This window comes from Pantoea rwandensis, assembly GCF_002095475.1.
GTDB classification, from domain to species: Bacteria; Pseudomonadota; Gammaproteobacteria; order Enterobacterales; family Enterobacteriaceae; genus Pantoea; species Pantoea rwandensis.
The window spans coordinates 1-17,340 of the sequence record NZ_MLFR01000040.1; the positions used below are offsets into that span (position 1 = coordinate 1).

Genomic DNA, 17,340 nt, shown 5'->3' on the forward strand with positions numbered 1-17,340 from the left:
ATGGCGACCAAACAATCAGCACCACCCCATCGTAGGGTCGTCATTTATGGCGACCAAAACAATCAGCGCCAATCCATCGTAGGGTCGTCATTCATGGCGACCAAACAGTCAGCACCCAGCCATCGTAGGGGCGTCATTCATGGCGACCGAAACAGTCAGCACCCGGCCCATTCATGGCGGCCTTCACGCACCTCAGGCCACTTCATTCACCACGCTGCGTGGCTCCATCGCCGGAGAGGTTTGATTGCGGCCATTGCGTTTAGACAGATAGAGATTTTTATCCGCTGCGGAGACCAAGCGGTTGATCACCCCCGGCCATTCTCGCTCACTCTGGGCGCTACCGCGTGCCAGACCTAAACTGACCGTCACGGTTACCGTATTGCCCTGAATCCAGAATTTCTCTTTGACCATCGCCTGGCGTATCCCTTCGGCCAGTTGGTACAGTTGCAGGTGGCTGTAGTCAAACACCACCACCACAAACTCTTCGCCACCAAAACGACACACCATGCCGCGATTACCCACTACGCGTTGCATACGGCGCGCAATCTCTTCCAGCACGCCATCACCGGCATCGTGACCAAAGTTATCGTTGATGGCTTTGAAATAGTCGACATCCAGCATCAACACGCCCGCTTCGCGCTGTAGGGAGAACGGCTCCTGTTTCAGGCTTTCATACAGGCCGGAACGCGACAGCAGTTGGGTGAGGAAATCAAAGTTCGCTCGCAGCGCCAAGCGATGATTGAGCTGACGAATGGCATCCATACTCACCGCCACCAACAGCGGGCTGAGAGCCACGGTCGCCACGCCAAGCCGCGCCGAAGTGAGATGGCTGATCGGCAGTAGTGCGTCATCGCCCTGAATATTCATCACGCCGTGTGAGACGAGAACGATCTCAGTGATGCCCGTAATCAGGATCACCAAGCTTGTAACAGGAATCGGTAACACGATGGCACACCAGATCAGCGCCGGAACCGGGAAGGTCAGACTGCCTGCCCCGCCAATCATCGCCCCTACGGTCAGCGACAGCACCACCGCAGCCAACGGCAACAGCTTGCCGGGATGCAACAAGGTGCGCGGGGATACGCTGCGCAATGAGCGCGCCAGCATCACCGGCAACAGCATTAATGAGGTCGAGAACTGCTCGCTAAACCAGTCGCTCCACGCCACAACGAATCTTGCATTAAAATCGATATCCTGTGCCCATGCGCCCCAAGTGGCACAGGCAGCAGCACCGAGAAAACAGGCAGGGAAAATGCGCATCGCATTGAACACCTGGCTATTAGCGGAAGGCGGTTGCAGGTGCTTAATCAGCATGCTGACTGACACGAGTATAAACAGGATATTGGCGAAGTTCACGGTCACCGCAGGCAGCGCCCAGCCGGAGAATACCGTGTCGTTAAAAATCATTGCAGCAAAGCACACCAGATAATTGGAGGTGGTATGCAGGAAAGGGTTGCGCACCATCAAACCGGCTATCAGCGCGTTAACGGGCCAGAATAGAGAGAACTCCTCCGGAATGCGCAGATGACTGCCGATAAAGCAGAAAAAAAGCGTAATGAGGAACAGCGAGAGTGCATTCTTTTTTAAATTATTTTCAGCAAACAGCTTAACGCGCATACGTCTGAACCCTGTAACCTGGAAATCGCTGCTTTCTGCCCATCGGCATCAGCAAGTATTAAACCTGAAATAACCGTGCAATGATTCGGCAATTAAGCGAGTGTTCGTCACCCTACTCGGCGGCTGAACGGTGCTCAATCGCTGCGGATGTGCCGGCAACATAACCGTAGCGATGTGATTTATCACGCGTGCCTCAAGCCGCACTGCAACTGTCTGACACGCAATACATTGCTCCGCGTCACTGCGCGCGCGAACAAGCAAGAATTGCTGCAATTATGCCCTGCAAATAAAAAAATCGGATATCCGAGATATCCGATTTTTACCTTAAAAACCAGCTTTTAAGCCAAATGATATTGCTATTTCATCGCGACTGGCCACTGACTCAGACGAATACCACGCTCGCCGGCGTTTTCTCCGAAATCTCGCAGCACGGCTTTGATGTCAGGGTCCATATACTCCGCGTTGTCATTATCAACAATCACCGTGCTGTTTTCGGGGATCTCGGCCAGTAACCCCTGCAATTTAGGGTTATGCATAAAGGTGAGATTTTGCTGAAAGCGCAGCACATAGTGATCGTCATAACGGGTCAACTGCAACGCGTTGCGATGACTCTTGTAAATGCTGCAAAGGATTTGTGTTGCGATACCGATGCCAATTCCGGCCAGCATGCCAAACACCAGGATGCCGCCAATCGTGGCGAGGAACGGAATGTACTGCTGGGTGCCCGTACGGAATTGCTCGATGAACAAGCGCGGCGTCGCGAGTTTATAGCCGGTATACAACAGAACGGCGGCAAGGCTCGCAAGCGGAATCGCATTCAACAGATCGCTAAACCACAGGCCACAAATCAGCAGCAGTACACCGTGAATCAGGATTGATAATTTGGTCTGCGCACAGGCACTGACGTTAACCGAGCTGCGCACGATCACTGCGGTAATCGGCATCGCACCCAGGAAACCCGCCGTCAGGTTGCCCACGCCCTGTGCAAACATCTCTTTATTCGGCGAGGGGGCGGGATGCTGCGGCCGCAACTTTTTTAGTGCCTCTTGGCTAAGCAACGTTTCGAGGCTGGCGACCAGCGCCAGCGTCACGGCGACCATCCAGACAGAAGGATTCTGCCACGCCAGCCAATCAGGAGTTTCCAGCTCCGCTGCCAGCGCGGACAGGCTATCAAAGGTGGGCAAAGCGATACGTGGCAAGTCAGGAAACAGACGCTCGCCAAACAGGGTTGCCATGCAACCAAACAGCACGGCGATGAGCGGCCCGGGGATCCAGCTCAGCACCTTCACGGATTTCACCATCGGTGTGGTCCAGAGCCACAAAATCGCTAAACCGATTCCCGCTACGATCATTGCACTGAGTGAAAATAGGAAATCACCCTTCACCAGCGACACCAGCTCTGCATCACCCGTCGCACCCAGAGCCACCGGAATCTGCTGCATAATTAGCAGAATGCCGATAGCCGCCAGCATGCCTTTGATCACGCTGCCCGGCACCAGTGAAATAAAGCGACCCGCTCGCAGCAAGCCAAACAGACACTGCAACACACCGGCCAGAATCAGCGCGGTTAGAAACGCAGAGAAACTGCCGAGCGTTTGGATTGAAGCCACCACGATTGTCACCAAACCGGCAGCTGGGCCGCTCACGGCAAAGCGCGATGGGCTCAGTGAAGTGACCAACAAGCCACCGATCACTCCCGTAAGTAAACCGGCAAAAGGTGGCAGACCACTGGCTTGCGCAATGCCAAGGCAAAGTGGCAGTGCCACCAGAAAAACCACCAGACCGGCGGGAATATCCTGACGAAGTGTATTCAGATTCATGGCACGCTGCCCTCTTCGTATGGCGGGGTAAGCGCTTTAAAATGGCCGGACTCTTGCTGTGCCCTACTGAGATTTTTCGCTAATAAGGGTTTAAGTATCGTCACAATTATCTTCTCTCTACGTCCAGAAATATCGTTTTTTAAGCAAAGCCACAGGTATACGGATGTGACTACAACAATCGATCGCGGGTTAAAGCAGAGTTTCCTCACAGAAATTGTTTATAGCTGCTTATGCTTACTGTTGCACAATGAATATTACTGACCGCAGGATCACAACGCGCCTTGTAAAATTATCGTCAGGAAATGTCATTCTAAAGTAATGAATTGCAAGCCAATGACACGACACTTAAAATAATTAATTTCAATTAAATTAATAATATAAATTCAAACCTAGATTATTCATCTCAAATCAAACAACAAAACCATACATGCATACTGATTATGTCCTTGCACCAAAAAGGGGAAATGAACCTTTTGAGCTGAGAAAAATCTTAATTAAAAAATTTATGATTAGCACGAATAACTGGGTAACGAGCAAATTCACAATATTTACCGCTATTTTCTTGTGATGAATAAAGCAAGAGATCAGGAAAATAATGAGGAGAATAATAATGACGAGGAAAAGTAAATATTAATGGCCCTGAAATACTCACCAGAGCGCCTGCAAATACAGGCGCTGTTTAGTTCTATCTGCTATTGGCCGTTCCAGGCTTTTAAACGTGCTTCACGTACCTGAAGCTGCTGTTCTGGCGTAAGTTTGTTGTAGTTTTCCGCCATGCCACTTTCCCAGTCACCGTACAGTGGGTTAGGCAGAACAATAAACTGCGTACCGAAACGCTGATGATTGAGGCTCACAAACTGCTGACGTTGCGCATTGCCTTGATGCCAGGTCGCACCGCCAAAATCATTTAAGTTATCGCCCACATACAACACCACGTTGTATCCGGCATTTTTGACCGCATCGAAGCGATCCTGCTTGTTGGAGTTGCCCGTGCTGAGGCGCACGGTTTTATCACTCACGCCGCTAAAGCCCAGTTTATTGAGGTTATCCACCGTGGCGGCGTAATCCTTCTGATCGCGGTTTGAAACATAGAACATGGTACCGCCATGGCTGTTCACATAGTTGGCAAACTCGACTGCGCCAGGCACTGCAGTGGCCTGACGTGCCTGGGTCCACGCGGACCAGGTTTTGCCAGAGAACGGCTGGCCATGTTTTGCCTGCCACGCGCTATAGGCGCTGTTGTCGATCATGGTTTCATCGAGATCGACGATCACCGCCTTCGGTTTTCCCGCCAGCGATGGCGCGGCATCAAAGGCCATGCGCGCACTGTTAAACGCTTGCCAGCTCAACGCCTGATACTCACCAGACTGCTGGAACCAGTTCACTGCTAATACCGATTGCTGGCCGAGTTGCTGCTGAGCCTGCTGTTTGGCCGGTTGCGCACATCCTGTCAGCAGCAACGCGAGAATGCCGGACGCCGCCAGCAACGTGGTGTTTTTCATCATTTATTCCTTAAGTGATTATGGTCAGTTTGTGTAAAGCTTTAAAAATGTAGCAGTTAACGTAAGCTGTGGGCAGAAGAATGCTGCCGCCCAGTCAAAGGAGACACTTATGTCGCATTCCGGACCGCGTTCAACCTTGCTTGATGCCCTGCCATGGCTCGATTATGCCTTCCAGCCGGCCGGCCAACCGGTTCCTGAGGAGGCGGCTTATGGTCAGCAACGCCACAGCGCCACCGTCGTGCTCGCCTCACAGAACCAGCCGCCGAAAAGCTGTGAATCTGATGGCGTGATAGGCGAGCAGCAGTTGCCCGTGGCGGTGTACACCGCTGACTGCCTGCCAGTGCTGTTTGCCGATACTCAGCATCATCAGGTGGCGGCCGTGCATGCCGGGCTAAAAGGCACGTTGAGTGGGGTATTGAACAGCGCAATTGATGGCCTAATGGAACGCGGCGCCCGCAGGGAGACGCTGCATGTCGCCATCGGCCCGGCAATCGGTCCATGCTGCTATGAACTGGGAAAAGATCTGGTGGCACAGATGCAGCAGCGCACGGATTTGCCCGACCTTAAGTGGTCTGGCGATCAACCGCAGAATCACGCCGCGATTCGCCCACAGGCACGCGCACATCATCAAGGTGTATGGTTTGATTTACCGCATCTGGCGCGGGGATTGCTGTTACAGCGTGGAATTCCCGCACAGCAAATTGAGGTGCTGAATGTGTGTACCTATTGCATGGCAGAGGCGGGATCGAGCTATCGCTACAACACCCATTTTGACAGCGGCTACCAATCGCGATTCTCTTGGATCCGTAGCCGGGATTAACAGCTTCACTTCCCTGTGAAGCCCGATACATCAGTGGATAATGGCATTCAACGCCAGTACACCTGCCAGGCCGAGGATGGAGATCAACGTCTCCATCACCGTCCAGGTTTTCAGGGTTTCCACCACGCTCAGATTGAAATAGCCCTTAAACAGCCAGAAGCCCGGATCGTTCACGTGTGAGGCGATTACACTCCCCGAGCCAACCGCCAGCACCATCAGCGCCGGATCGGCATGCGTCACCGCGATAATCGGCGTGACGATCCCGGCGGTGGTGATCGCTGCCACGGTGGCCGATCCCAGAGCCACACGCAACATGGCGGCGACCGTCCAACACATCAGCAGCGGTGAAAGCGACGATCCCTTCATCATATCCGCGATATAGTTACCGACGCCGCTGTCCACCAGCACCTGTTTGAAGGCACCACCACCGGCAATGATGAAGATGATCATGGCGATGGCGGCAATCGATTCACCGCACATATCCATCACTTCTTCCATCTTGCGTCCGTTACGCAGCCCCAACGTCAACACCGCGATCACTACCGCGATAAACAGCGCCACCGCCGGGTTACCGATAAATTCAAAGAACTGGCGCAGTGGGTTTTCTTTTGGCGTGGTCAGCTCGAATACTGCCGCAATCGCCATCAGCACCACCGGAATGATGGCGGCAAAGATACTGATACCAAAGCCTGGCATCTCTTCTTCGGTGAAGATCTTCGGGTTGTACAAGCCTTCTGGCGGTGACTTCTCAAAGCTCTTGAGGAATTTCGAGAAGATCGGACCGGCCACAATCACCGTTGGGATAGTGATGATCATGCCGTACAGCAGCGTCGTTCCGAGGTTGGCACCAAAGATGGTGGCGATCGCGGTTGGACCCGGATGCGGCGGCAGGAAACAGTGCGTGACGGAGAGCGCAGCCACCATCGGCACGCCGACGTAAAGCAGCGGCAAACCGGCAGCAGCAACAATGGTAAACACCAGCGGCAGCAGTAGCACGAAGCCCACTTCATAAAACATCGCCAGGCCAACAATTAATCCTGTGACCACCAGCGCCCATTGCAGCCGCTCTTTACCGAAGGCGGCAATCAGCGTGGTTGCCACGCGTTGTGCCGCGCCCGTATCCGAGACTAAGCGCCCGAGCATGGCACCGAAGCCGAGGATCATTGCTAACCCGCCGAGCGTCGAACCAATACCTTTCTGGATCGAGGCCATCACGTTGAGCGGCGTCATCCCTTCGGCAATACCCACCACCGCCGAAACAAACACCAACGCAATGAAGCCGTTGACCTTGAATACAATCATCAACACCAGTAGCAGTATCACACCCAGCACAATAATAGTTATTGGCATTTTTTATTATCCTTAGAAATACAGAGGGGTGATTAAGTTTTAGGCGCGGCCCGGCGATAACGCCAGCCGCGCCATGGCATTACACGGCGACGCGCATACCGCCATCGACAAACAGCAGGTGACCATTGACGAAATCAGAGGCGCCAGAAGCGAGGAATACCGCAGCTCCAATCAGCTCTTCCGGTTTACCCCAGCGCGCCGCCGGAGTGCGTTTGGTGAGCCAGCCGGTGAAAGCGGGATCGTCGGCCAGCGCCTGGGTCATCTCGGTGACGAAATAGCCAGGTGCGATGGCGTTCACCTGAATGTTATGGCGCGCCAGCTCAACGCACATGCCGCGAGTTAACATGGTGACGGCCCCTTTTGACGCGGCATACGGCGTGATGGTGTCGCGGCCCAGCTCGCTTTGCATCGAACCAATGTTGATGATCTTACCGCGCTGACGATCCACCATCTTTTTCGCCACGGTTTGAGAGACCAGGAACACGGCGGTCTGGTTAACGGCAATCACGTCATTCCAGTCCTGCTCCGGGAATTCAAGGAACGGACGGCGGCGCTGAATCCCGGCGTTGTTGACCAGAATATCAATCGGGCCCCATTCCGCTTCAATCTCATCTACCGCCTGCTGCACCTGCGCAGACTGCGTCACATCAAAGGCTTTGGCATGGGCACGTAAACCCAGCTCACGCAGCTTTGCCGCGCCCTGCTCTGCACCCTGTTCCGTGGTGGCGTTGACGATCACTTCCGCACCGGCTTCACCTAAACCACGCGCCAGCAGAAAACCAATACCGCGCGCGGAACCGGTCAATAGAACGCGCTTGCCTTCGAGGGAAAATAACTGACTCATCACTGCTCCTTAAAAGGTTAACTGGACTTTTGCTGCACGGGTTTTGTCCCCGGCAAACTGCAAGGCCGCATCAATGTCCTGCAAATCGAACTCACCGCTGAACAGCGGGAGTGGCTTAACCACACCGTTTGCCAGCCATTCAACGGCGGTATTAAATTCGTGAGTGAAACGGAAAGAACCCACCAGCTGAATCTCTTTGGCAATCAGCGCCATGATCGGGAAGTTCGGGATAGTGCCGCCCATGCCGACCTGCACCAGCGTGCCTTTGGCGCACACCACGTCCAGACAACGCTGCAGCGAAGAGGGATGGCCTGAGGCTTCAAACGCCACATCGAAATAGCCTTTATCCGCGAGATACGGCGCGAAATCGCCGTCAGCGGCGTGGATAACCTCGGTTGCACCCATCTGCTGCGCCATCTCTAATGAGCGTTCGCTGATATCGCTGCACACCACCGATGCCGCACCGCGCGCTTTAGCGGCGGCGGCAATCAAGCAACCAATCGGACCCACGCCAGAGATAAACACGTGCTTGCCGGTGAGATCGCCCGCCTGATGGGTGGCGTGAATGCATACCGCCAGTGGCTCGGCAAACACCATCACCGTTTCATCCGCGTCTTGCGGGAAAGGCACGCACTGTTTGCTGTCCACGACTTTGTATTGCGTAAAGCCGCCATCGACATGCGGCACATACATGGCGCTGCCGAAGAAGCGCATTGAAGTGCACTGGTTTTCCTGATCGCGCTGGCAATATTTGCACTCACCGCAGGGTTTGGACGGATTGACCGCCACTTTTTGATCCGGCTTGAGATGAGGATCATCGCTCTCCACCACTTGGCCAATCACTTCGTGACCGAGGATCATCGGCATTTTGACTTCGAAGCTGCCGACTTTCCCTTCCTGGTAGTAGTGCAGGTCGGAACCACAAATGCCGCCACGCGTAATGCGTACCAGCGTGCCTTTGCCGTCCCACTTCACCTGCTGCTGCGCGACGCTGACCTGTTTTTTACCGGTAATGACGCAGGATTGCGTTTCGATATTCATTGTTTCCCCATTGGGTGCCGTTGCAATGGGGTCATAAAAGCGGGATTGGCACGGCAAAACTGTGAACCAGATCACTCAAATTCATGTTACGAAAAAGGTGTTACCTGGAACGTGAACTGCTCGTACAGAAGATGGAATCGGGATCACCTTTTTCTGAGAAAAACCAAGACCGGTCTTGAGGATTAACCGCAGTGAGCTATGTCATTATCGCCGCACCCTCACCCGGGAAAGTTGTCTGGATTGAGTCTGACAGGAGTCATCACTATAGAGCTAATCCATTAGCCCATCACATCGTACTATTACAGGGCGCGCAGGTGTCTTCCCGTGCCTGACGAAGGAGTCCGAACACTTCGTTAGCGACTTGCCGCCCTGCTTTTTTTGAGGTTTCTCACAGCCTGAGCGCCGCGAATTTCCATCCCGTCCATTTCCCGCTAGAGTTCACTCATCCGACCACTTTCTGAGACTGTGATCATGACTGAGCACTACGCCCACCTGTTTGCCCCGCTGGATCTGGGATTTACCCAGTTGAAAAACCGTTTCCTGATGGGCTCGATGCACACTGGGCTTGAAGAACATGCCGATGGTGCGGCGCGTCTAGCCGCGTTTTATGCGGAACGTGCACGTGAGGGGGTGGCGCTGATTGTCACTGGGGGGATTGCTCCGAATCCGCAAGGTGTGGTCGCACACGGCGGGGCCATCCTCAATCATGAGAGCCAATGCGAATGGCACCGATCGCTCACCGATGCCGTACATGCCGAGGGCGGTAAAATCGCCCTGCAAATTCTGCATGCTGGACGGTATAGCTATCAGCGCGACCTGGTCGCCCCTTCAGCCCTTCAGGCGCCGATTAACCCGTTCACACCGCGCGAACTGAGCGATGCAGAGATTCGCCAGACCATTGCCGACTTCGCCCACTGCGCTCGCTTAGCCCAGCAGGCGGGTTATGATGGCGTGGAGATCATGGGCTCTGAAGGCTATCTGATTAATCAGTTTTTGGTCGCGCACACTAACCATCGCGACGATCACTGGGGCGGCGATGTGCTGCGCCGTCGGCGTTTCGCGCTGGAGATCACTCAGGCGGTACGTGAAGCCGTCGGTCCGGAATTTATTATTATTTTCCGCCTGTCGATGCTCGATCTGGTGAATAACGGCAGCTCACTGGAAGAGACGCTGGCGTTGGCCCAAGCGCTTGAGCAGTGCGGCGTTACCCTGTTTAACAGCGGCATCGGCTGGCACGAAGCGCGCATTCCCACCATCGCCACCTGCGTCCCGCGAGCCGGATTCGCCTGGGTGACGCAACATCTGCGTGAAGCGGTTTCAGTGCCGGTTATCGCGACCAACCGTATCAACCATCCACAGGTGGCGGAATCACTGCTGCGCGATGGCATTGCCGATATGGTGTCGTTGGCGCGCCCTTTCCTTGCCGATGCAGCCTTTGTGCGCAAAGCGCAAGCCGGACAGCCTGATGCCATCAACACCTGCATCGCCTGTAACCAGGCCTGTCTCGATCAGATTTTCGTCGGCAAAGTCACCTCTTGCCTGGTCAATCCACGTGCCTGCCACGAAACCCTGATGCCGGTCATTCCTGCTCAACAGCCTAAACATATTGCAGTGGTGGGTGCCGGTCCTGCGGGAATGGCATTTGCGCTACAGGCGGCCGAGCGTGGGCATCAGGTGACGCTGTATGAAGAGGATGCGCAGATTGGCGGCCAGTTTAATATCGCCCGCCAGATCCCCGGTAAACAGGAGTTCAGCGAAACGCTGCGCTATTTCCGCCATCAGCTCGACGCAGCGGGTGTAGTGATTCGCACCGACCATCGCGTCAGCGCTGATGAACTGGAAGAAGCGGATGAAGTGGTGATCGCCACCGGCATTACTCCACGCCAACTTGCGATTCCCGGCATTGATCACCGCAGCGTGCTCAGCTATCTCGATGTCATCCGCGATAAAAAACCAGTGGGCCAGCGGGTGGCGATCATCGGAGCAGGCGGTATTGGCTTTGATACCGCCGAGTTTTTGCTGCATCAAAATGCGCATGAAGATTTCTATCAAAGCTGGGGGATCGATCATAGCTTGCAGGCGCGCGGCGGGTTAGTGCGCCCACAACCGCTAGCCGCCGATCGTCAAATCTGGCTGTTGCAGCGCAAGTCTGGCAAACCCGGTGCGGGGCTGGCAAAAACTACTGGCTGGATTCACCGCGCCAGTTTACAGGCACACGGTGTGCAGTTGTGGGGCGACGTCGAGTATCTGAAGATTGATGATGCAGGATTGCACCTACGCCATCAGGGCGAGCCGATCACGCTAGCGGTGGACAACGTGGTGATTTGTGCCGGGCAGGAACCGATGCGTCAGCTGGCGGATGAGCTGGCCGCACGCGGCAAAGCGGTAAGGCTGATTGGCGGAGCCGATGTGGCGCAGGAGCTGGATGCTCGCCGCGCCATCGCACAGGCCACTGAGCTGGCGCTCAGTGTCTGATTAACGCAGTTTGACCGAGCGCAGCACCACAAACTTGGCGTTCGACGCCACCAGTTCACAGTTGCCAAACAGCTTTTTCATTTTGACGTGATAACCGAGGTGGCGGTTGCCGACAATACGCAACTCGCCGCCATATTGCAGGCAGCGCTTGGCATCGCGCAGCATTTGCCAGGCAAGATGATCGGTCACCGCGTGCTGCTGGTGGAACGGCGGATTGCACAGCACCGCGTGCAGACGATCCGACGGGAATCCACTCAGCACGTTATTGACGCGGAACTGACAGCGCGCCAGATCCTGCGGACGGTTCACTTCCACGTTCAACTTACTGGACGCCACGGCCATATAAGATTCGTCATAGAACAGTACGTCCGCCTGCGGGTTCTGCTCCAGCGCCAGCAAACCAATCACGCCGTTGCCGCAGCCGAGATCGAGGATTTCACCTTCAATATCTGACGGCAGGTGCTGCATAAAGAAGCGCGCGCCCACATCCAGCGATCCGCGTGAGAACACGTTGGCGTGGTTGTGAATCTGGTAAGACGAATCGTCCAGCGGCCATACGGTGGTATCTGACACCTCTGGCAGCTTTGGCTCGGTGAAGTTGCAGTAAATCAGACGGGCTTTTTTCCACGCCAGCGAAGTTTTGCTCTCACCGAGAACGCGATCAAACAGCTGCTGCGTGGAGTTGTGGATATCTTTGGCTTTGGCTGCGCCAAGGATCAGCGTATCTGACGTCACCACTTTACGCAGCGCGCGCAGCTGATGTTCCAGCAGGGCCAGCGCTTTAGGGATCTTGATCAGTACTGCGGCGGGCGCAGCAGGCAGTGGCGCCAGGCTATCGATAAAGTGCACCTGATCTTCATCCATCTCATTGAGACGCAGGTTCTGCTTCGCCGCCTGTTCACTCAATAACGAGTCGCTGACGTGCCACACTTCACGGCCATTTAATCCGCAGGTCAGTGCACCGAAGCTGTCGTTGAACACCAGCACCGGTCCTTCTGGCAGTTCTTGCTGCAACAGATATTCATCGGCGGAATCCCACGCCTGTAACGGGCTTTCTTCACGCATTGGCGGGAAGCGCTGCAGTGTCAGCGTGCGATTGGTCAGTTCAAGTTGGCTCATGGAATCTCCGGCGTGGTACACTTTGCGCGATTTTCGCCCTAAAAAGGGGGCGCAGTATACTGTCTTTCGTCGGGAATCCCAATGTCATTAATCTATCTGCAGGGTTACCCTGAAAACATCCTCGATCAGGTACAGTTGCTAATTGATAATCAGCGACTGGGCAGCTTTTTGCAGGAACGCTATCCCAACACACACGATGTTGTCAGCGATCGGGCACTTTACGACTACACCCAAGCGCTGAAAAGCCGCTACATGCGCAGCGCCCCGCCGGTGAGCAAAGTGATTTGGGACAATAAAATCAAAGTGATGAAACATGCACTTGGCCTGCACACCGCCATCTCGCGCGTGCAGGGTGGCAATCTGAAGGCGAAAGCCGAGATCCGCATCTCTACCTTCTTCCGTCTCGCGCCCGAGCCCTTTATGCGGATGATCGTGGTGCACGAATTGGCGCATCTGAAAGAGAAAGAGCACGACAAAGCCTTTTACCAGCTCTGCTGCCACATGGAACCGGATTACCACCAGCTAGAGTTTGACGCCCGCCTGTGGATGACAGATCAGGCGATGCGGGGGAATGCGGCTTAAAGGAACTCCTGCGCCTTCTGAATCAAACTGGTTTTGGTCAACGCGCCCATAAAGCGCCGCTCCTGCGGATTGTTCAACACGGGCAAGCGCTCCAGCGTTACCCGCGCAAACGCCTCCCAACCTTCGCGCATGCTCTGGTTCTGGAAGATGCACGGGAAGTTATCGTCCATTACGCTGCTGACCGGTGAATCCAACGTGATCTCCTGCGATAACACTTTGCGGGAGATATCGTGGATGGACACCACCCCGAGGAACTGTCCTGCACTGTTGATCACATACACATAGCGTTCACGCTTCAATGAACTCACCGCCAATGCTTGCCCTACGGACTCCTCTGGCTGGAGCGCCGCTCCGGGAATGATCAGCTGGTCTACGCGCATATTATCGAAGTCGAATTTCGCTTCTGAACGGCTGAAGTGATTGCTCACCACCGGATAGGTGCTGGCAGATTGCAGTCGGTATACCACCATAGAAGCCAGCACCGAGGCGATCATGATCGGGAATAACAGGCTGCTGTTGAGCGTCATCTCCAGCACCATTAGCATCGCCATTAACGGTGCCTGACTGACAGCCGCCAGCACCGCCGCCATGCCTATCGCCGCATACAGTAAGGTGTCACCCACCGGTAAATGCAGCACTGCGCCCATCTGTGCCAGCGCCACACCGAGTAGAGCGCCGATTAATAAGGACGGCGTGAACAAGCCGCCGACGGCGTTGGACCCCACCGACAGCGTGGTCGCCAACGTTTTTAGCACCAGCAGGCCAATCAATCCCGCCAATACATAGTGGCCATCAATGATTTTCACTATCACTTCGTAGCCGTTACCCAAAATGTCAGTGGAGATCAGTGCCAGGAAACCGACCGCTAAGCCGCCAAGACCCAGGCGCGCTGGCAGTGATTTGATTCGGGCAAACTGCGCTTTGCTACGAGCAATCAGTTTGATCAACAACCATCCCGCTAATCCTGCCGCTAAACCAATGACGATGGTCATCAGCAAACTACTGATATCCATTTGGAAAAGAGCTTCAGAGAGAGGATAAAGCGCGCTGCGAAAACCCAGTGACCACATGGTCATCACCGCCACCGCCGAGGCGACAATCAAAGGAATTAACCGCTGCAAGGCAGAGATACCGAACGCAATCTCCGCCACAAAGATTGCTGAAGCCAGCGGGGCGTGATACACCGAAGAGAGGCCTGCGGCGGCGGCCATTGCCACAATATCGCTGTTACGCATCTGCGGAAACCAGCGCCCCATCAGGCTGCCACTCAACGCGGAGAGTTGCACCATCGGCCCCTCTTTACCAATTGAGGCACCGCTGCCGATACTGGCAATCGACGAGAGTGCACGGAACAGCGAGGTTTTGGTCGGCACCGCATCCAGGCGCGCATTAATTACTTCGAGGTAGTCGGTTTTAACCGTTTCCTGCTTCTCAATCGCCACCGCATAGCGCAGGAAAAATCCTGCCAGCACACCGCCCGCGCCCACCAGCAGCGGCCAGAAAATCCATGGCCAGACGTGCATTGCCACAGTGATTTCGCTGTCGCTGTTAAACAGCAGGCGGTTGATAAGATCAATAACGCCGCGAAAGGCCAACGTCACCAGCGAAGCGACAAACCCTACGGGAATCGCGATCAGTAAGGTGGTCCAGTTCAATGCATGTTTACTTCCACTCACCTACGCTTCCCCGTTTGCTGGTTAAAAAAAGCTGCTGCATCATCATATTGGAATGCGGATCTCAGGATCAAATTTCGTCTGACCGTGGCTCCGCTGAACATGGTACTCTGCCGCATTACTGTTGCAGGAGAGCTATACCGTGATTCGTTTTGCTATTGTGGGAACCAACTGGATTACTCGCCAGTTTATCGACGCCGCGCATGAGACCGGCAAAATGAAACTGCACGGTGTCTATTCGCGCCAGCAATCACAGGCCGATGCCTTTATCGCCGATTATCCCTGCAAACTGACCTTTACGTCTCTCGACGATTTGGCAACCAGCCCGGAGATCGATGCCGTTTACATCGCCAGCCCCAATGCACTCCACGCTGAACAGGCCATCCTGTTTATGTCGCATGGCAAGCACGTGATTTGTGAAAAGCCGATGGCGTCGAATCTCCGTGAAGCCGAAGCGATGATCGCCTGCGCGCGTCAGCATCAGGTGGTGTTGTTTGAAGCGTTTAAAACCGCCAGTTTGCCAACCTTCCTGCAACTGCAAAAAGCGATGCCGCAGTTGGGTAAGCTGCGTAAAGCGTTAATTAATTACTGCCAATATTCGTCACGTTACCAGCGTTATCTTGATGGTGAAAACCCCAATACCTTTAATCCGCGCTGGTCGAACGGTTCGATCATGGATATTGGCTTCTACTGCCTGGCCGCAGCGGTGACCTTATGGGGAGAGCCGCAGCAGGTACAGGCACAGGCTTCCCTGTTGGCGAGTGGCGTGGATGCGCATGGCGTCGTCGTACTGGGTTATGGCGATTTTGATGTCACGCTGCTGCACTCGAAAGTGAGTGATTCCCTGATCCCGAGTGAAATCCAGGGTGAAGCCGGTTCGCTGGTGATCGACAAAATCTCAGAAGGCCAGCAGCTGCGTTTTATCCCGCGCGGTGGCGAAAGCCAAAATCTGACGCAGCCGCAGCACACCAATACTATGCTGTACGAAGCAGAAACGTTTGCAGAGTTAGTTGCGCAGCGTCTGGTTGAGCATCCTGCGTTGGAAACATCACGCATCACGGCCAAACTGCTGACGGAGATTCGCCGACAGACTGGAGTCGTGTTCCCTGCAGATCAGGCTAAAGTGTAAATATTGCAAAATATTTCAAACTCCCCATTGAATCCTTTCGCGGTTGGACGTATCTTCACCGCTGCAAAGGGGAGTAACTTGTAAGCTGATTGATCGTCATTACGATGCTAAACGCATCCGGTCGTCAGGCAACCCGGAATCTATTCTGAGTTGTAAGTGAGACCTTGCCGGAAGGCGAGGTTTGCTTGCAGCTTATCAAAAGCGGCTAACGTCTTCTGACTTAGCCGTTTTTTTATTTTCCGGACAGGATACGACTATGCACTCTGTAGGCACACCGTTACTCTGGGGCAGCTTCGCTGTCGTTGTGCTCATCATGCTGGCGATTGATCTCTTCTTACAGGGACGTCGCGGCGCTCAAACCATGTCATTCAAGCAAGCAGCCGCGTGGTCACTGGTTTGGATCTCCGTCTCACTGCTGTTTAGCGCGGCCTTCTGGTGGTATCTCGAAGGCACTGTGGGCCGCGAAGTGGCCACTGCGCAAACTCTCGCCTTCCTGACGGGCTACGTGCTGGAAAAAGCGCTGGCTGTCGATAACGTCTTCGTTTGGCTGATGCTGTTCAGCTACTTTGCCATTCCGGCTAACTTGCAACGTCGCGTGCTGGTGTATGGCGTGCTGGGCGCGATTGTACTGCGTACCATCATGATTTTTGCTGGCAGCTATTTGGTCACGCAGTTCAGTTGGATCCTCTACGTGTTCGGTGCCTTCCTGTTGTTCACCGGTCTGAAGATGGCCTTTGCCAAGGAAGGAGATGATGAGGCTGTCGGTGAAAAGCCGGTGGTGCGCTGGCTGCGTAAACACCTGCGCATGACCGATAACCTTGACGGCGAAAAGTTCTTCACCCGTAAAAACGGCGTATTGTTTGCAACGCCGCTGCTGCTGGTGCTGATCATGGTGGAGCTGAGCGACGTGATTTTCGCCGTCGACAGCATTCCGGCGATTTTCGCGGTCACCACCGATCCTTTCATTGTATTGACGTCAAACCTGTTCGCGATTCTTGGCCTACGTGCGATGTATTTCCTGCTGGCGAACGTGGCAGAACGCTTCTCGATGCTCAAATATGGTCTGGCAATTGTGCTGGTGTTTATCGGTATCAAGATGCTGATCGTCGAGTTTTACCACATACCGGTGGGGATCTCGTTGGCGGTGGTCGGCATTATTTTGGGCGGTACACTGCTGATCAACGCATGGGTTAACCACAGAAACGACCAGAAGCGCATCTCACCATAATCTTCTGCAGGGGCGGTAATCGCCCCTGCTTTGTTTCGCCAGCTGCAATTTTCACCTTTCATAGCTCTGTCACATTTCGCATCGCCAGCAGATCAAAAAACCGATCTACGCCACACGCACAGAATTATCTCTTTCCTCAC

General features: G+C 54.5%; 13 protein-coding genes. 5 read left to right on the forward strand and 8 right to left on the reverse strand.

Annotation, left to right across the window (positions count from 1 at the left end; genetic code table 11):
- Positions 1 to 192: 192 nt before the first annotated feature.
- The 3 genes from HA51_RS24480 to HA51_RS24490 form a co-directional block, all read right to left on the reverse strand.
- The gene (locus HA51_RS24480) at positions 193 to 1,617 is read right to left on the reverse strand and encodes a GGDEF domain-containing protein (protein WP_084937922.1); all 1,425 of its coding nucleotides are present in this window, start codon (positions 1,615 to 1,617) and stop codon (positions 193 to 195) included.
- A 356-nt stretch (positions 1,618 to 1,973) separates the two neighbouring features.
- On the reverse strand, positions 1,974 to 3,431 hold the full coding sequence (locus tag HA51_RS24485) for a SulP family inorganic anion transporter (protein WP_139810736.1): 1,458 nt from the start codon (positions 3,429 to 3,431) through the stop codon (positions 1,974 to 1,976).
- 698 nt (positions 3,432 to 4,129) lie between these two features.
- Positions 4,130 to 4,939 carry a 5'-nucleotidase, lipoprotein e(P4) family gene (locus HA51_RS24490; protein WP_084937924.1) on the reverse strand — a complete coding sequence of 270 codons (810 nt, stop codon included), beginning with the start codon at positions 4,937 to 4,939 and terminating at the stop codon, positions 4,130 to 4,132.
- Positions 4,940 to 5,048: 109 nt separating this feature from the next.
- Here HA51_RS24490 and HA51_RS24495 point away from each other — a divergent pair, with 109 nt between their 5' ends.
- Positions 5,049 to 5,759 (forward strand): purine nucleoside phosphorylase YfiH/LACC1 family protein, encoded by a 711-nt coding sequence (locus tag HA51_RS24495; RefSeq protein ID WP_084937925.1) that lies wholly within the window; start codon positions 5,049 to 5,051, stop codon positions 5,757 to 5,759.
- A gap of 30 nt (positions 5,760 to 5,789) precedes the next feature.
- On the opposite strand, the gene HA51_RS24500 is transcribed toward HA51_RS24495, so the two are convergent.
- The 3 genes from HA51_RS24500 to idnD all read right to left on the reverse strand — a co-directional run bounded on the left by HA51_RS24500 (position 5,790) and on the right by idnD (position 8,994).
- Positions 5,790 to 7,109: a gluconate:H+ symporter gene (locus HA51_RS24500; protein WP_084937926.1), complete on the reverse strand. Its 1,320-nt coding sequence runs from the start codon at positions 7,107 to 7,109 to the stop codon at positions 5,790 to 5,792.
- Positions 7,110 to 7,188: 79 nt separating this feature from the next.
- Positions 7,189 to 7,953, reverse strand: coding sequence for a gluconate 5-dehydrogenase (idnO, locus tag HA51_RS24505; RefSeq protein WP_038644549.1), 765 nt, complete (start codon positions 7,951 to 7,953; stop codon positions 7,189 to 7,191).
- Positions 7,954 to 7,962: 9 nt separating this feature from the next.
- Positions 7,963 to 8,994: an L-idonate 5-dehydrogenase gene (gene idnD, locus HA51_RS24510; protein WP_084937927.1), complete on the reverse strand. Its 1,032-nt coding sequence runs from the start codon at positions 8,992 to 8,994 to the stop codon at positions 7,963 to 7,965.
- A gap of 471 nt (positions 8,995 to 9,465) precedes the next feature.
- On the opposite strand from idnD, the gene HA51_RS24515 reads away from it, so the two are divergent.
- Positions 9,466 to 11,469 (forward strand): NADPH-dependent 2,4-dienoyl-CoA reductase, encoded by a 2,004-nt coding sequence (locus HA51_RS24515; RefSeq protein WP_084937928.1) that lies wholly within the window; start codon positions 9,466 to 9,468, stop codon positions 11,467 to 11,469.
- Here the strand turns inward: HA51_RS24515 and rlmG are convergent, their stop codons facing one another.
- Positions 11,470 to 12,588: a 23S rRNA (guanine(1835)-N(2))-methyltransferase RlmG gene (rlmG, locus tag HA51_RS24520; RefSeq protein ID WP_084937929.1), complete on the reverse strand. Its 1,119-nt coding sequence runs from the start codon at positions 12,586 to 12,588 to the stop codon at positions 11,470 to 11,472.
- Positions 12,589 to 12,669: 81 nt separating this feature from the next.
- On the opposite strand from rlmG, the gene HA51_RS24525 reads away from it, so the two are divergent.
- A complete protein-coding gene (locus HA51_RS24525) occupies positions 12,670 to 13,170 on the forward strand; it encodes a M48 metallopeptidase family protein (protein ID WP_084937930.1) in 501 nt (166 codons plus the stop codon).
- Here the strand turns inward: HA51_RS24525 and HA51_RS24530 are convergent.
- Positions 13,167 to 14,846, reverse strand: coding sequence for a chloride channel protein (locus HA51_RS24530; RefSeq protein ID WP_084937931.1), 1,680 nt, complete (start codon positions 14,844 to 14,846; stop codon positions 13,167 to 13,169). The two genes, HA51_RS24525 and HA51_RS24530, sit on opposite strands and share 4 nt — an antisense overlap.
- A gap of 139 nt (positions 14,847 to 14,985) precedes the next feature.
- On the opposite strand from HA51_RS24530, the gene HA51_RS24535 reads away from it, so the two are divergent.
- Both HA51_RS24535 and HA51_RS24540 read left to right on the forward strand, forming a co-directional pair.
- Positions 14,986 to 15,972: a Gfo/Idh/MocA family protein gene (locus HA51_RS24535; RefSeq protein WP_084937932.1), complete on the forward strand. Its 987-nt coding sequence runs from the start codon at positions 14,986 to 14,988 to the stop codon at positions 15,970 to 15,972.
- Positions 15,973 to 16,228: 256 nt separating this feature from the next.
- Positions 16,229 to 17,200, forward strand: coding sequence for a TerC family protein (locus HA51_RS24540; RefSeq protein ID WP_084937933.1), 972 nt, complete (start codon positions 16,229 to 16,231; stop codon positions 17,198 to 17,200).
- Positions 17,201 to 17,340 lie beyond the last annotated feature (140 nt).

What these genes read in the sequence shown, in the direction of transcription:
- HA51_RS24490 (WP_084937924.1), bottom strand. Translation starts at nt 4,939, where the DNA reads ATGAAAAACACCACGTTGCTGGCGGCGTCCGGCATTCTCGCGTTGCTG.
- rlmG (WP_084937929.1), bottom strand. Translation starts at nt 12,588, where the DNA reads ATGAGCCAACTTGAACTGACCAATCGCACGCTGACACTGCAGCGCTTC.
- HA51_RS24495 (WP_084937925.1), top strand. Translation starts at nt 5,049, where the DNA reads ATGTCGCATTCCGGACCGCGTTCAACCTTGCTTGATGCCCTGCCATGG.
- HA51_RS24480 (WP_084937922.1), bottom strand. Translation starts at nt 1,617, where the DNA reads ATGCGCGTTAAGCTGTTTGCTGAAAATAATTTAAAAAAGAATGCACTC.
- HA51_RS24515 (WP_084937928.1), top strand. Translation starts at nt 9,466, where the DNA reads ATGACTGAGCACTACGCCCACCTGTTTGCCCCGCTGGATCTGGGATTT.
- idnD (WP_084937927.1), bottom strand. Translation starts at nt 8,994, where the DNA reads ATGAATATCGAAACGCAATCCTGCGTCATTACCGGTAAAAAACAGGTC.
- HA51_RS24540 (WP_084937933.1), top strand. Translation starts at nt 16,229, where the DNA reads ATGCACTCTGTAGGCACACCGTTACTCTGGGGCAGCTTCGCTGTCGTT.
- HA51_RS24525 (WP_084937930.1), top strand. Translation starts at nt 12,670, where the DNA reads ATGTCATTAATCTATCTGCAGGGTTACCCTGAAAACATCCTCGATCAG.
- HA51_RS24500 (WP_084937926.1), bottom strand. Translation starts at nt 7,109, where the DNA reads ATGCCAATAACTATTATTGTGCTGGGTGTGATACTGCTACTGGTGTTG.
- idnO (WP_038644549.1), bottom strand. Translation starts at nt 7,953, where the DNA reads ATGAGTCAGTTATTTTCCCTCGAAGGCAAGCGCGTTCTATTGACCGGT.